At 65.1% G+C, this 15543-nt stretch carries 13 protein-coding genes; 3 read left to right on the forward strand and 10 right to left on the reverse strand.

The annotated features are described in order from the left end of the window. Positions 1 to 24: 24 nt before the first annotated feature. From AC3RCM_RS16950 to AC3RCM_RS16980, 7 genes are all read right to left on the reverse strand, one after another. Positions 25 to 927, reverse strand: coding sequence for a DoxX family protein (locus tag AC3RCM_RS16950; RefSeq protein ID WP_103469131.1), 903 nt, complete (start codon positions 925 to 927; stop codon positions 25 to 27). Between the two features lie 12 nt (positions 928 to 939). Next, positions 940 to 1452: a GlcG/HbpS family heme-binding protein gene (locus AC3RCM_RS16955; protein WP_103469132.1), complete on the reverse strand. Its 513-nt coding sequence runs from the start codon at positions 1450 to 1452 to the stop codon at positions 940 to 942. Positions 1453 to 1516: 64 nt separating this feature from the next. After that, positions 1517 to 2002 (reverse strand): GlcG/HbpS family heme-binding protein, encoded by a 486-nt coding sequence (locus AC3RCM_RS16960; RefSeq protein ID WP_232099724.1) that lies wholly within the window; start codon positions 2000 to 2002, stop codon positions 1517 to 1519. 128 nt (positions 2003 to 2130) lie between these two features. Then, entirely contained in the window at positions 2131 to 3318 is a 1188-nt protein-coding gene (locus AC3RCM_RS16965) for an L-dopachrome tautomerase-related protein (RefSeq protein ID WP_103469134.1), read from the reverse strand. 26 nt (positions 3319 to 3344) lie between these two features. After that, positions 3345 to 4733: an MFS transporter gene (locus AC3RCM_RS16970; RefSeq protein ID WP_103469135.1), complete on the reverse strand. Its 1389-nt coding sequence runs from the start codon at positions 4731 to 4733 to the stop codon at positions 3345 to 3347. 61 nt (positions 4734 to 4794) lie between these two features. Beyond that, the gene (locus AC3RCM_RS16975) at positions 4795 to 5997 is read right to left on the reverse strand and encodes a mandelate racemase/muconate lactonizing enzyme family protein (protein WP_103469136.1); all 1203 of its coding nucleotides are present in this window, start codon (positions 5995 to 5997) and stop codon (positions 4795 to 4797) included. Positions 5998 to 6124: 127 nt separating this feature from the next. Continuing rightward, complete coding sequence (locus AC3RCM_RS16980) at positions 6125 to 7168, reverse strand: LacI family DNA-binding transcriptional regulator (RefSeq protein WP_103469137.1); 1044 nt, start codon at positions 7166 to 7168, stop codon at positions 6125 to 6127. Positions 7169 to 7374: 206 nt separating this feature from the next. Here AC3RCM_RS16980 and AC3RCM_RS16985 point away from each other — a divergent pair, with 206 nt between their 5' ends. The 3 genes from AC3RCM_RS16985 to AC3RCM_RS16995 all read left to right on the forward strand — a co-directional run bounded on the left by AC3RCM_RS16985 (position 7375) and on the right by AC3RCM_RS16995 (position 11260). Beyond that, a complete protein-coding gene (locus AC3RCM_RS16985) occupies positions 7375 to 8079 on the forward strand; it encodes a gluconate 2-dehydrogenase subunit 3 family protein (protein ID WP_103469138.1) in 705 nt (234 codons plus the stop codon). A gap of 86 nt (positions 8080 to 8165) precedes the next feature. Further along, a complete protein-coding gene (locus AC3RCM_RS16990; protein WP_103469139.1) occupies positions 8166 to 9941 on the forward strand; it encodes a GMC family oxidoreductase in 1776 nt (591 codons plus the stop codon). Positions 9942 to 9952: 11 nt separating this feature from the next. Further along, positions 9953 to 11260: a c-type cytochrome gene (locus tag AC3RCM_RS16995; protein WP_103469140.1), complete on the forward strand. Its 1308-nt coding sequence runs from the start codon at positions 9953 to 9955 to the stop codon at positions 11258 to 11260. Positions 11261 to 11348: 88 nt separating this feature from the next. Here AC3RCM_RS16995 and AC3RCM_RS17000 read toward each other — a convergent pair whose 3' ends face one another. The 3 genes from AC3RCM_RS17000 to AC3RCM_RS17010 form a co-directional block, all read right to left on the reverse strand. Further along, entirely contained in the window at positions 11349 to 12593 is a 1245-nt protein-coding gene (locus tag AC3RCM_RS17000; RefSeq protein WP_103469141.1) for an OprD family porin, read from the reverse strand. A gap of 153 nt (positions 12594 to 12746) precedes the next feature. Beyond that, entirely contained in the window at positions 12747 to 14279 is a 1533-nt protein-coding gene (locus tag AC3RCM_RS17005; protein WP_103469142.1) for a UxaA family hydrolase, read from the reverse strand. Between the two features lie 65 nt (positions 14280 to 14344). Further along, the gene (locus tag AC3RCM_RS17010; protein WP_103469143.1) at positions 14345 to 15532 is read right to left on the reverse strand and encodes an L-talarate/galactarate dehydratase; all 1188 of its coding nucleotides are present in this window, start codon (positions 15530 to 15532) and stop codon (positions 14345 to 14347) included. Positions 15533 to 15543 lie beyond the last annotated feature (11 nt).

Here is a 15543-nt window from a genome sequence, read left to right on the forward strand (position 1 = left end):
TTTCGCCTACTCCGCTTGCCTTCTCTACTCGCGGGGACTGGCACCCTTAACGTTGAATGCCAACCACATCAAGCGACGCGGCATCCAGCCCCGACGCAACAACCAACCATCCAGCGAGAACTTGCCGGCCCCGGTCACCATCACCCCGGCAAACACCACCATCAGCAGCATCACGTACTCCCAGCCGCCCCCGCCCGGCGAAGCCCAGGCATAGCCCCGGCTCCACTCACCGCCGAAACCGACCGTAGCTACCAGGAAATACACCAGGCTCACAAATGCCCCCAGCCGTGCGAACAACCCCAGCCCGACGCTGACGGCACTGGCAAACTCGATGAGCCCGCCCAGCACCACGAAGTACGCCGCGACCTCACCCAGGCCAAAGCCCTGGAAGCCCGTCTCCAAGCGATGGAACCAGCCCAGCCCGGCGAAGATCTTCTCGGAACTGTGGCACAGCTCGTTCAGGCCGAAGTACATGCGCACGATCGTCGCCTGCCACAACAGCAACCCCAGCCAGGCCCCTGGCTTCTTGCGATCACGACGCAGGTCGCCGAGCACGCAGTCGGCGAACTGCAACAGCAACGGCACGGCGGCGATGCTCGCGACCCAGACCATGACAAGTGCATCGTTCATCGCCGCCACGCGCCAGGCAATCAGGAACGGCAGCAACGACAGCAGAAAGCCCGGGGCGAACGCCCTGGGGGTGATCAGCGCCGCACTGAACAAGGCGACGCACATCCACAGCGTGCTCGACCAGGCGGCGAAATCTGGCAACGTATGGTTGCCCCAACCACAATAGAGGGCGGCCACCAGAGTCGCCGCCAGCCCGGCCACGCTGAGTGCGTTGGGCATGCGCGACGGCTTGAGCAGACCGTAGTCGTTGGCATAAGCGCCCTCGACCACATCAAGGGAACGTACAGGACTGTTCATCACGAACCTCGATCAAGGGTGGCTGACAGGCAGGGTTTTCTCGAAGGCACGCGCAAGCTCCGTGGCCATGCGTTGCTCCTGGTCATCGCTGGCACCGCCGGCCACGCCCAAGGCACCGACTGCCTGGCCCTGCTGGCGGATCACCACCCCGGCGACGGCGGGCAGGATCCCGGGAATGCTGCCCAGCTGCAGGTTCTTCTGCCGCGCCAGGTCGTAGAACACCACGGTGTCGACGTCGTTGATCGCCGCCGAGTTAGCCTTCTTGATCGCCGCCTCGATGCAGCCTGGGGCGGCGCCGTCCATACGCTTGAAGGCCAGCAGGTAACCATTGGTGTCGGTCACCGCGATGCACGGGTGAGTGCCTTCGGCGCGAGCCTTGGCCACGGCGCTGTCGAGCAGCGCTGCCGCGCCGCCCAGGGACAGCTGAGTGGTGCCACGCAAGGCAGTGCCTTCACTGGCCTGGGCCCATGGCGCAGCAAACAGAGTGAGGCCAGCCAGGAGCAGGCGCCGGAAATAAACGTTCATCTGCAATTCCTTTTCAATCGATCCAGATTGGCCCTCCGCGCATTCGCACAGAGGGCCACGGCCATCAGCGGAAGGTCGCCGCCACGTCTTCGGCGAGTTTCTGCTCGGTCAGGTCGGTGGCACCGCTTACGCCAACGCTGCCGACCACATTGCCACCGTGCTTGACCACTACCCCGCCCACTGCCGGCAGGATGCCGGGGATGGTGCCGATGGCCAGGTTCTCTTTGCGCGCCAGGTCATAGAACGTGATGGTGTTGATGGCAAAGCGCGCTGCCGAGGTGGCCTTGGCAATCGAGGCCTCGACGCAGCCGGCATATGCACCCTGCATACGGGTGAAGGCCAGCAGGTGGCCGTCGGCATCGGTGACCGCGATGCAGATCTTCATGGCCCGGCTGGCGGCCAGCTCGGTGGCTTGCTGCGTCAACTGCAGGGCAGCGGCGGTGGACAGGTTTTCCTGGGCCACCACCGTCGGCGCCGGGCTGGCGGCCTGGGCAGAAGTCGCCATGGCAAAGGCAAGGGACAAGGCGGCGATGGTCATTGTTGTTTTCATCGGTACATCTCCTGGTTGGTGCCCTGTGCGTGTTTGCGCAGGGCTGGCTGAATGCGGGCGCAGGGGCGCCCTGCTCGCGAGCCGCAGGGGCTCGCAAGTGCATCAAGTGGGTTAATGGGGTAAGTGGATCAGCGGGCGACGGTGGTCAGCGGCTTGCCGACCACGGCCGGGACTTTCTCGCGCCCCCCCAGGGCTGCCGGCAGTTGCACCTTGTAGATCATGAATGGCCGCACGATCGCGTCCTGGCCGCCAGGACCACGGTTGGAGGCCAAGCGCGCACTCTGCGGCACCGGGATATAAAGCTCGCGCTGGTCGGAAATGATCATCGCATCCGGGTTCCACAGCCGCGGGTCTTCGGCGACCACGCGCAGCGTGCCGTCCGGCGCGTACACCGACACGCGCGGCCGGTCATACTCGCCCAGGTAGACGTTGCCGGCACTGTCCATCGCCGTGCCAGTCAGCGGGCTGGTGTCATGCACGAACTCGACCTGCTTGCCCAGCTCCGCTTCGCTGATCCGCGTGTCGCGCAACGCTGCGGTCGGCACCCGCCACAACGGCCCGCTCAGCGGCTGGTAGTACAGCCATTGGCCGTCGGGGCTGATCTCGATAGGGTCGGAATGCACCTGGTGATCGCTGCCGTCAGCCAGCAATAGCGGCTGGCCGTTTTCACCGATCGGCCGGCGTTCGGGCGCCATCTGCGTCGACGGATGCCCGGCCAGGCGGCGCACGGCTTCACCGGTTTTCAGGTTGACAACGATGATCGCGCCCAGGCCCGAGTCGGTCACATAGGCATGCTCGCTGTCCAGGCGCAGGTCGTTGAGGTGGGCGCCGGCCGGCAACACGCTGGCGGGCAGGCTGATGCTGCGCAGCAACTTGCCGTCGCGGGTGTCGAACTGCAGGATCTTCTGCCCGGGGTTGATGCCTTTGGGCCCGGCATCCTCGCCCTGGTCGATGGCCCACAGGGTGTCGTCGTCGAAGATATGGATGGTGTTGATCTTTACCAGCGCCGCAGCACTCGGCTTGCCCGGTGCCCAGGCATTCCACTGCCCGCCCGGGAACGGCTTGAGGCTGCCGTCGGGCAGCACCTCGGCGATCGACGGGGTTTTCTCGAAGCCTGGCCAGCGCGGCAGGCCGACGAACAGGCGACCACCGGAAGTCAGTGCCACGGCGTTGCACAGCCAGTCCAGGCGAGCGACCTCGGTCAGCGGCTGGCCGCTGGGCGGCAGGTCCTGCGCCTGTACCAGCGGGGTGCAGGCAAGGCCGAGGGCAAAACCGGCAATGCGCAATGCGCGGGAGGTACGTCCTGATGTATTCATTGTTATTGTCCTTGTCAGTAATAAAGTCAGCGCGCAGTAGCAGGCTTGAGCGATGGCGCGGGCCGGTCGCGGTCTTGCGGGTTCGAGTTGTCGTCGGGGCGTTGCAGCGGGCCGACAATGAGCAGGTAGCTGACGAACGCACCCACGGCATTCAGCGCGACATACACCAGGGCACCATTGAACGAGTGCATCGACTGCACCATGTAGCCGATCACCACCGGGGTGACGATGCCGGCCAGGCTGCCAAAGGTGTTGAAGATCGCGCCATTCATGCCGATGCTGTCCTTGGGCGAGACATCGGCGATGATCGCCCAGCCCAGCGCGCCCACGCCCTTGCCGAAGAACGCCAGGGCCATGAACAGCACGATCAGCAGGTTGGTTTCCACGTAGTTGCACAGGATCATGCTCATCGACAGCGCCATGCCGATGAAGATCGGCAGTTTGCGCGCCAACGTCAGCGACATCCCCTTGCGCAACATCCAGTCCGAAGCCATGCCGCCGGTAATCCCGCCCACAAATCCGCAGATGGCTGGCACCGCCGCCAACAGGCCGGCATCCAGCAACGACAGCCCGCGCTGCTGCACCAGGTACACCGGGAACCAGGTGAGGAAGAAGAACGTCAGCGTGCTGATGCAGAACTGCGCCAGGTAGATGCCGAGGAACATGCGCTGGCGCAGCAGGCCACGGGCGCGCGTCCAGGTGTCGCGCCAGCCCTGCCCTGGCGGCCGGCTGCTAGCGTGCTCGCGCAGGCTGGCCCCGCCCAGGCGCATGGCCTCGAGTTCCACCGCCGTCAGCGTCGGGTGCTCGACTGGCGCCTTGATCCGGCGAATGAACACCACGCCCATGGCGACGCCCGCCACGCCCATCACATAGAACACCCACGGCCAGCCCCAGCGGGTCGAGACCCACGCCAGCAATGGTGTGAACACCACCGCAGCGAAGTACTGGGACGAATTGAAGATCGCCGTCGCGGTGCCACGTTCGGCCGTGGGGAACCACATCGAGACGATCTTGCTGTTGGCCGGAAAGCACGGTGCCTCGGCAGCGCCGACCAGAAATCGCAGGGCGAATACGGCGACGAAGGCCAGGCCCACCGGCATCATCGCGACAGTGCCAATCAACCCGGTGAACAGCGACCAGGCGACGATCGCCAGCCCCAGCACGCGAATGCTGCCGAAGCGGTCGATGGCCAGGCCACCCGGCAGTTGCAGGAGCATGTAGGCCCAGGCGAAGGCCGAGAACAGCCAGCCCATCTGGGCATGCCCCAGGCCCATTTCATCGGCCAGGCTGGCGCCGGCGATGGACAGCGTGGCGCGGTCGCCCTGGTTGATGATCATCATCACGAACAGCAGGGCAATGACTTCATGGCGCCGGTGTTCGGCGATGAAGCGGCGCAGAGAATGTATTTTTTTCATTGTATTCTCGATACCGGTTTGCAAGCGCGAGCAACCTGGGAGGCTGCCGCGCAGCAATCAGTCAGCAGTGGGTTTCACGCACGATCGCATCGGTACGCAGGCGCACTTCAGGCCGCAGTGCCGTGCCCAGGCCAGGCCGTTGCGGTGCCAGGGCGAAGCCGCCATCGATCTGCGGAAGCTGGGTAACCAGTTCGCCATACCAGCTCGACAGCGATGCCCGCACCACTTCCTGAAGCACGGCCGTGGGCGCATGCAGTCCAAGGTGCAAGCCGGCGAACAACGCCACCGGGCCGGTGCAGTCGTGGGGCGCCAGCGGCTTGTTGTAGGCCTGCGCCAGCGCGGCGATCTTGCGCGCTTCGGTGAAACCGCCGCACCACACCAGGTCGAGCATCAGGTAATCGAGGCTGTCGGCCTTGAGCAGGTCACGGTAGGCCGTACTGCCGCCCAGGGTTTCGCTGGCGCAGATCGGCACCCGGGTACGCTTGCGCAGGTCGGCCAGGGCCTGGGCGTCGTCCATCTTGCACAGCGGGTCTTCCACCCAGTACACGTCAAAGGCTTCCAGCGCCTGGCAGATGCGCAGGGCTGCCGTGGTGTCCCACAGGCTGTGCAGCTCGCACATGATCTCGATACGGTTGCCCACCGCCGCGCGAATCTGGCGGAACGCTTCGCAGCCCTTCTGCACCTCGTCCAGGCTGATGGTGTTGGCCCCGGGCTGGCGGGCGAACTGGTCGAACGGCCAGATCTTCATGGCCGTGTAGCCCTCCTCCACCAGGCTGATCGCCAGGGCGCCGGCGTCGCGGCTGAAGGCCAACTGATCGTCATAAGGGCCCTGGGCGCAGTCGCTTGCGCTGATCTCGCGGCGGGCACCCTGCTGGGTGTTGAATTCGTAGCCGGCGCAGGTGTTGTACACCCGGATGCGCTCGCGGCAGGCACCGCCGAGCGCTTCATGGATGGGGATACCGTGGCGCTGGCCCTTGAGGTCCCACAGGGCGATGTCCACAGCGCTGGCGGCGCGGATTTCGGCGCTGGCGCTGTGGTAACCGACGTAGGGCGTGGTGAGTTCCAGGGAGATTGCTTCGATCTGCCGTGAGGCGCGGCCGATCAATCCTGGGGCGATGAGTTCGTGGATGGCCGCCTCGACGGTGGCAGCACCACGAAAGGTTTCGCCCAGGCCGATCAGGCCTTCATCGGTTTCGATCTCCAGCCAGAGCAGCTTGGGGCGTTCGGGCAGGCGCAGGGTTCTAACACAGGTGATCTTCGACATTGTTCTTGTCCTGAGTCCATTCCAGCAAATGGTATCGTTACCATTTCCGCTAAAAAACCTAGCGCATCCAGAAATACAGGACAAGAGGATTTAGAAAAAAGTTTGCCGAAGCGTGAAAATGTTAACGTTAACTTTCCAGCGTCTGAGTGCTCTCGCGCTGCACCAGGCTGAAGCCGATATCAACGGTCGCGGGCGATTGCGCATCGCCGCCCAGGCGCTCCAGCAACATCCTGGCGGCCGTGTCGCCCATCAGGGTGCCGTCGATACGTACCGTCGACAAGGCCGGGAAGGTGTGCGCAGCGAAGGCCATGTCACCAAAGCCCATTACCGCCAGTTGCCCGGGCACCGCGATGCCGCGGGCGGCCGCTTCGGTCAGCACGCCCTGGGCAATGGTGTCGGAGGTGCACACCACGGCGCAAGGGCCTTCGCTATCGACGGCGGACTGCTCGAGCAGCACGCTCAGGCCTTCACGACCCTGGGCCAGGGACGGCAGGCCCTGCCAGGTCTGGCGCTGGACGTCGGTGATGCCCTGCTCGGCCAGGGCCTGGACGAAACTGTCGGCACGGCGCAAGCCACGCGGGTCGTCAACGGCCAGCAGGGCGAAGCGTCGGTAGCCTTGGCCCACCAGCTGCCGCGCCACCTCGCGCCCGGCCTGTTCGTGGGAAAACCCGACCAGCATGTCGATCGGCTCGGCAGACAGGTCCCAGGTTTCCACCACCGGCACGCCAGCCGCGCGCAGGCGGTTGCGGCTGAGGCTGGTGTGCAGGGTGCCGGTGAGGATGATGCCGTCCGGGCGGCGGCTGAGGATCACCTCCAGCAGCTCCTGCTCCTGCTCGGTCTGGTAGCCCGAGACGCCCAGCAGCACCTGGTAGCCAGCCTTGATCAGGCGCTCGTTGATGGCCTGGAAGGTGTCGGAGAAGATCGGGTTGGTGACCATCGGCACCACCACCGCCACCAGCCGCGTGCGGCTGGACTTCAGCGCGCCGGCCAGGCGGTTGTGCACGTAACCGGTCTGCTCGATGGCCCGGCGCACCTTGAGGCGGGTCGGTTCGCGCACGGTGTCCGGCTGGTTGAGGTAGCGCGACACCGTCATCGGCGCGACGCCGGCCAAGCGCGCCACATCGCTCAAGGTGACTGCCGCACGCACCTGCCCTTTGCCGTCTGAAGCCATACCCGCCCTACCCCGTGGATGCACCGTTGCTGAAGTCGGGCAAGAGTAGCCTGCGACAATCTTGAAGGAAACCCGTCAAAACAGTCATGGCGCGGGCCGTCGCTGCGCCCCTAGACTCGCCCCGCCAGCCACAAGGCCGGCCCCATAACAATAACGCACGCGTCGCCAGTGCCCCTTGGCCGACGCACGTCCTGAGGATGATGGACATGAATCGACGTGAAGCCCTGATCTCACTCGTTCAAATCAGCGCCCTTGGCGCCATCGGCAGCGCCAGTGCCGGCGTGCTCGCCAGCGACCGCCCGCGGGCCAGCGGCACCCACGCCGACGCCCTGCCCCAACCGCCGAAATCCGGCGCCCTAGCCTACCTCACCTCAGACGAAGCCCGGGAAGTGGCGGCCATCTTCGACCGCCTGATCCCCGAGGACGAACTGGGCATGAGCGCCAGCCAGGCCGGCTGCGTGGTGTTTATCGACCGGCAACTGGCCGGGCCCTACGGCCAGGCCGCCAGCACCTACCGCCTCGGCCCCTACGTGCAGGGAACGCCCGAGCAAGGGCCGCAGTTCAGGCTGACGCCTGCGCAGCGCTACCGCGATGGCCTGGCGCGGCTCGGTCAGTACTGCCAGCAGCAGCATGCCCGGCCGTTCAGCGGCCTGACCGGTGAACAGCAGGATGCACTGCTGCGAGCGATGGAAGCCGGTACTGCGCCCCTGGATGCCGACTTCTTCGCACTGCTGCTGCAGAACGTGCGCGAAGGCTACCTGGCCGACCCCATGTATGGCGGCAACCGCGACATGGTGGGCTGGCGGCTGATCGGCTTCCCCGGCGCCCGCTACGACTATCGCCCGTATCTGCACAGGAAAGGCCTGCCGCTCGACCTGGAGCCGGTGAGCCTGCTCGACCGGGCAGGCTGAGTCCACCCGGACCTTCCCCCCAATTTTGCGCGAGGCAGCCCCGTGGCCCTGCCGGCCCCCGCCTGCGCGCGCCCCAAGGAATACAGATGAAAACGACAAGAGCCAAAGCGGACGTGGTGGTGATCGGTCTGGGCTGGTCCGGCTCGATCATCGCCGAGGAACTGGCCCGGGCCGGACTCAAGGTGGTGGCCATCGAGCGTGGTGCCTGGCGCGACACCGCCACGGACTTTCCGCCCTCGGTGGACACCGACGAACTGCGCTGGGCCACCCGCAAGGAAATCCTCCAGCCGCCGCGCCTGGAGACCTACACCGTGCGCAACCACGCCGGCCAGCAAGCCCTGCCGGTGCGCGAGTGGAGCAACCTGACCCTCGGCAACAACGTTGGCGGCGCCGGTACCCACTGGGCCGCCGCGTCCTGGCGTTTCAACCCGTTCGACTTCGAGCCGTACAGCAAGACCGTGGAGCGCTACGGCAAGCAGCAACTGGTGCCGGGCCTGCAGGTGCAGGACTGGGGTGTGACCTACGCCGAACTCGAACCCTTCTACGACCGCTTCGAGCGCATCGCCGGCACCAGCGGCAAGGCCGGGGTAATCGAGGGCCAGGTGATGCCCGGCGGCAACCCTTTCGAAGGTTCACGCAGCCGTGAATTCCCGACACCGCCACTGGTGCCCAGCCACTGGAATGACATCTTCACCCACAAGACCACCGAGCTGGGCTACCACCCCTTCCCGGTCCCCGCCGGCACGATCTCCCAGGCCTACGTCAACCCGCTGGGCGTGCGCATGGGCCCCTGCACCTATTGCGGCTACTGCCAGCTGTTCGGCTGCGGCAACTGGTCCAAGAGCAGCCCCAACGCCTGCGTGGTGCCGGCGCTGATGCGCCACCCGAGCTTCGAACTGCTGACCGAAACCGAAGTACTGCACATCAACAAGTCCGCCGACGGCAAGACCGCCACCGGGGTCAGCTACATCGACAAGCACGGCATGCAGGGTGAACAGCCCGCCGACATCGTCATCGTCGCCGCCTACCAGCTCGACAACGTGCGCCTGATGCTGCTTTCGGGCATCGGCGAGCCCTATGACCCGCGCACCCGCCGTGGCGTGATCGGGCGCAACTACAGCTTCCAGACACTCTCCTACGCCTACCTGTGGTTCGAGCAGGAGCACCTCAACCCGTTCATCAACACCGGCTGCCTGGCCATCCAGATCGACGACTTCAACGCCGACAACTTCGACCACAGCGGCCTGGGCTTCATTGGCGGCGCGGGCATCCAGTCGCTGTCCAACAGCGGCCTGCCGATCGGCATGGCCGGCGTGCTGCCCAAAGGCGCGCCGACCTGGGGCAAAGGCTGGAAGCAGGCCTTCCGGCACAGCTACCAGAACTGGGCGATGATCCAGGGCCAGGGCACCAGCTATGCCCACGAGGACATGTACTTCGACCTCGACCCGACCTACAAGGACAACTACGGTCGGCCACTGATGCGCATGACCTTCGACTACAACCTCAACGACAAGCGCTCGGGCGAGTTCATCCGCAAGCAGTGCGATCGGATCGCCCAGGCCGTCGGCGGCCAGCACATCGAGTCCTACAACTTCGCCGCCGACCACTACACGCCGTTCCGCGCCAACGACTCCTCACACACCAATGGCGGTGTGGTGATGGGCACCGACCCGCGCACCAGTGCCCTGAACCGCTTCCAACAGTGCTGGGCAGCGCACAACGTGTTCGTGCTCGGCGCCTCGTCGTTCCCCAACAACGCCGGCTACAACCCCACCGTGACCATCGGCGCCCTGGCCTTGTGGACGGCCAAGGCGATCATCGAGCAATACATCAAGAACCCCGGCCCGCTGGTGCAGGCGTGAAAGGAGCTGCCATGAAGACCAAGACCTTGCTGGCCAGCTGCATCGCGCTGGCGCTGGCCGGCCTCGCCGCCGCCGTGCTGCACAGCAACGACAGTGCCGCTGACAACGTCGCCGATGACCAACTGACTGGCGCCGACACCCTTGCGGTCGACCCTGCCGCCGTCGCCCGCGGCGCGTACGTTTCGGCCCAGGCCGACTGCGCCGCTTGCCACACCACGCCAGGCGGCGCTCCATTCGCGGGCGGCTACGGGTTGCAGACGCCCTTTGGCGTGATCTACTCGACCAATATCAGCCCCGACCCGCAGACCGGCATCGGCCGCTGGACCGAGCGCGACTTCTTCCGTGCGGTGCGCCATGGCCAGCGCAAGGACGGGCAACGGTTGTACCCGGCCATGCCCTACAACGCCTACGTCAAGATCAGCGACGCCGACCTGCACGACCTGTGGGCGTACATGCGCACAGTGCAACCGGTGCAGCAGGCGCCCACGCCCAACACCCTGGCTTTCCCGTTCAACATTCGCCAGACCCTGCTGGGCTGGAATCTGCTGTTCTTCGACAACACCCCGTTCGTGCCACAGCCCGAACAGTCCGCACAATGGAACCGCGGGCGCTACCTGGTTGACGGCGCCGGCCATTGCGCGGCCTGCCATACGCCGAAGAACCTGCTCGGTGGCGACACCGGTCGTTACCTGCAGGGTGCCGAGCTGCTCGACAGCTACGCGCCGGAGATCACCGGCGACCGTTATCGCGGGTTGGGCAGCTGGAGCGCGGAGCAGATAGCGGTCTACCTCAGGACCGGGGCCAACCACCAGGCGATCGCCTCGGGGCCGATGGGTGAAGCGGTCGAATTTTCCACTCAGCACCTGAACGACCAGGACCTGGCTGCGATCGCCGAATATCTCAAATCAGTCGACGGCTCGAAGACCACCCCGCCACCCGCCATTGCCGCCAGCGAACCGATCATGCAGCGCGGTGCGCAGGTGTACGAGCTCAATTGCATGGCCTGTCATAATGTCAGGGGCGAAGGCCTGCCCGGCATGGTCACGGGCTTTGCCGACAACCCCGGAATCCGCACACCCAGTGGTGCGAACCTGGTGAGCACGGTGCTCAAGGGCGGCCAGGCGGTGGTCACCGAAGGCAACGTCACCGGGGCCGGCATGCCTTCATTTGATTGGAAGCTCAGTGACAGCGACATCGCCGCCGTGCTGACCTATGTGCGCAATAGCTGGGGCAACGCCGCCCCCGAGGTCGAGGCTCAGGCGGTAGCTCGCACACGGGAGCACCTTGGCCTGCAGCCGACGATGAAAAATCATTTCTGAGTCCGCCATTGAAAAAAAGGCCGGTAAAAGACTTTACCGGCCACACCGCCAATACCCGGCGGCTACTCCTCGTACATGACTTGAGCAATCAGAACAGCGGCAAGGTGTAACTCACGATCAGCCGGTTCTCATCGATATCGCGTTGATAGTTGGAACGCAGCGCCGCGTTGCGCCACAGCACGTTGACGTTCTTCAGTGGCCCGGACTGGATGGTGTAACCCAGGTCGGTGTCGCGCTCCCACTCGCGCCCTTCCCCGGCGAAGGTGGCCGGGTTGGCATGATCGGCATGGTTATATCGGGTCGAGAACGTAAGTCCCGGAATACCCAGGGCGACGAAGTCGTAGGCATAGCGCAGCTGCCAGGTGCGCTCGCCGGTTTCCATGAAGTCGGCGGCCATCATGTAGTTGGTCAAGTAGGCGTCGGTGCCGACTAGGTAAGGCATGGCCGTGGAGCCGGACAGGCCCTGGTAGGCGACGCCGAAGGTGTGCCCGGCTTGGCTGTAACTGAGCAGCACATTGAGCGTGCGGTTGTCGACCGGGCCGGCCAGCGCCTCGCCCTTGTCGTCGCTTATGAAGTAGCGCGCATCCAGGGCCAATTTGCCAGGGCCCAGCGCGGTGCTGCCGAGCAGGCCGAAATAATGTTGGCCGTAGATCTCGTCGAGCTCACCGTATTGGTAGCTGAGGCTCAAGTTGGGGTTGACCACGAAGTCCACACCGCCCATGCGAAAGTCGTCAGCCTCGGGCGTGCCGCTGAAACGCCGGTTCTTATTGACCAGGCTCATGGCCTCTGTGTGGGAATAGTCACGCTTGGTGGTGCGGTCGATCTGCGCGTAGGTGAAAGTCAGGCTATCCAACTCTTTGGAGGTGAGCACACCGCCCTGGAAGGTCTGCGGCAGGATGCGTCCGGTGCTGGAGGCGATGGTCGGGTACTTGAGCAGCTGGGTGCCGATCTTCAGTTCGGTCTTCGACAGCCGCGCCTTGGCGGTGATGCCGAACTTGCTGTACTGGTCCGGGGCGCGACCGTCGTCGCCGACCGGCAGCAGGCCAGTGCCGCTGCGGCCAGGGCCTGAATCGAGCTTCAGGCCGAGCATGCCGAGGGCATCGACGCCGAAACCGAGGGTGCCGGGGGTGTAGCCGGAGCGGAAGTCGAGGATGAAGCCTTGGGCCCATTCTTCGCGCTTGGAAATGCCCGCGTCTTCGCGGAAGTCGCGGTTGAGGTAGAAGTTCTGGGCTTTCAGCGAGGCCTGGCTATCTTCAAGGAAACCTTGGGCGTGGGCCGGGAGCGTAGCGGACAGCAGGATGGCAGCGGGCAGCGTCTTGTTGTTTTTATGCATGACAGGTCCCTTGGCCGGGTTTCGCACCGGCCATTGTTGTTGTGATTTTCCGAGAGGGCCCTTTCGCGGCTAAAGCCGCTCCCACAGGGACTGTGCAGCCCCTGGGATCAAGGTGAATCCTGTGGGAGCGGCTTTAGCCGCGAAGAGGCCGGGTCAGGCGAGCACGCCTATCTGCCACGGGCAGAATTCATCCTCGCCCAGGCCGTTGAGTTCGCTCTTGGTTGCCTCCCCCGAGGCATGGGCGAGCAGGCGCTCGAAGATTTCCTGGCCCATCTGGGCGATGGTCTTGTCGCCGTCGATGATCTGCCCGCAGTTGATGTCCATGTCGTCGCTCATGCGCTGGTACATGGGCGAGTTGCTTGCCAGCTTGAAGGTCGGCGCCGGCACCGAGCCAAAGCACGAGCCGCGGCCGGTGGTGAAGGCGATCAGGTTGGCACCGCCGGCGATCTGGCCGGTGGCCGAGACCGGGTCGTAGCCGGGAGTGTCCATGAATACCAGCCCGTGGGTCTTCACCGGGTGGGCATACTCGTACACGTCCATCAGCGGCGCGTTGCCGCCCTTCTTCGCGCCGCCCAGGGACTTTTCCAGCACGTTGGCCAGGCCACCGGCATTGTTGCCGGGGCTGACCCGGCCATTGATCTGGGTATCGCGGCCGCGGTTGTACTCCAGCCACCACTCGATGCGCTCGATCAGCTTTCGGCCCACCGCCGGGGTGGCGGCGCGGGCAGTCAGGGTGTGTTCGACACCGAAGATTTCCGAAGTCTCCGAAAGGATCGCGGTGCCGCCATGGCGCACCAGGATATCCACCGCCGCCCCCAGCGCCGGGTTGGCCGAAAGGCCGGAGAAACCATCTGAACCACCGCACTGCATGCCGATCATCAAGTGCTCGGCGGACACCGGCTCGCGCCGCGCCTGGTCGGCCTTGGGCAGCATGCCTTCGATCAGCGCGATGCCCTGGTCGGTGGCGCTCTTGACCCCGCCAACGTCCTGGATCACCAGCTTCTTCAGCATATCGCCTTCCACGAGCCCTTCCTGCTCGAAGAAGCCATGGATGTTGTTGCGCTCGCAGCCCAGGGCAATTACCACCGCGCCCACGGTGTTGGGGTGTTTGATGTAGCCAGCGATGGTGCGCCGCAGCAGGTCCATCGGCTCGCCGGTCATTTCCATGCCGCAGCCGATTTCGTGCACATAGGGCACCACGGCATCGATGTTGGGGAAGCCGGCCAGGCGGCGCTCGTCGAAGTGGTTGGCGATCTTGCGCGCCACCGTGGCGCCGCAGTTGCCAACAACGAACACGCCCAGGTAATTGCGCGTGGCCACGCGGCCGTCCTCGCGGACGATGCCTTGGAAGGTCGCGCGCTGTTCGGCCGGCAGCAGGTCGGTGGGGATGTAGTCCAGGCCGTAGCGGTAGTCGCGGTCGGTTTCGCCGAAGGCGATGTTGTGGCTGTGCATCCAGGTGCCAGGCGGCAGGTCCTCGGCGGCATAACCGATCACCGTGTTGTACTTGAGCACCGGCTCGCCCTTGGCGATCAGCCGGGCAGCGACCTTGTGCCCCAGCGGCACGGCTTGCTGGGTGGTGACACCTTCACCGGTGATGGCGGTGCCGGCAGGGATTTCGATACGCGCGACCACGACATTGTCGGCGGCATCGAGGCGAATGACTGGACTGACTTCACGGTGACTCATGGTGTTTTCCTGTGGGTGTTGTCACCCATGGCGGTGGCGACACAAGCGCCACCGCCATGGCTTGCTCAAGGGCGTTTGCCGAACTCGATGCTGTGCTGGGTCCAGGCCAGGGCCTGTTCGCTGAGGGAGAAGCCCAGGCCCGGGCGATTGGGTACCCACATGCGGCCTTCACGCAGCTCCAGGCGCTCGTTGAACATCGGCTCGAGCCATTCGAAATGCTCCAGCCATGGCTCTTCCGGGTACGCCGCGGCCAGATGCAGGTGGATTTCCATGGCGAAGTGCGGCGCCAGCTTCAGGCCCTTGAAGCTGGCCAGACTCATGATCTGCAGGAACGGCGTGATACCGCCGACCCGCGGCGCATCGGGCTGGACGAAATCGCAGGCGTTTGCGGTGATCAGCTGGGCGTGCTCGTTGAAGCTGGTGAGCATCTCGCCGGTGGCGATGGCAGTGTCCAGCGATGCGGCCAGGGCGGCGTGGCCCTCGACGTCAGCACTGTCCAGCGGCTCCTCGATCCAGGTCAGGTCGAACTGTTCGAGCTTGCGGCAGAAACGCTGGGCGGTGACGCGGTCCCATTGCTGGTTGGCGTCGACCATCAGCGGGAAGCCTTCGCCCAGTTGCTCGCGCACCGCCTGCACGCGATTGAAGTCGATGCTGGTGTCCGGCTGGCCGACCTTGATCTTGATGCCGCCGATACCATTGCCACGGGAGGTCTGTACGTTTTCCAGAACCTTTTCCAGCGGCGTCGACAGGTAGCCGCCGGAGGTGTTGTAGCACTGCACCGAGTCGCGGTGAGCGCCCAGCAGCTTGGCCAATGGCAAGCCGGCGCGCTTGGCTTTCAAGTCCCACAGGGCGATGTCGAACGGCGCGATGGCCTGGGTGGTCAGGCCGCTGCGGCCCATCGAGGCACCGGCCCAGAGCAGCTTGTTGTAGAGCTTGGCGATGTCGTTGGGGTCCTCGCCCAGCAAGGTCGGGGCAATTTCCTGGGCGTGGGCGTACATGCCTGGGCCACCGGCGCGCTTGGAGTAACCGAAGCCGATGCCTTCATGGCCTTCGCGGGTGCGGATCTCGGCAAAAATGAACGCGATTTCGGTCAGCGGCTTCTGCCGCCCGGTCAGTACCTTGGCATCGCTGATTGGCGCGCCGAGCAGCAGCACGGTGTACGACAGCTTGATCCAGGCGATGCTGTCAGTGGTCGCTGGCCCAGGTTGCAGGGCGGCGATCTTCGGGTCGATGTAGACGTTGCTTTCGATCATGGCGTGGTCCT

The organism is Pseudomonas sp. GW823-FHT05G12 (assembly GCF_058795575.1).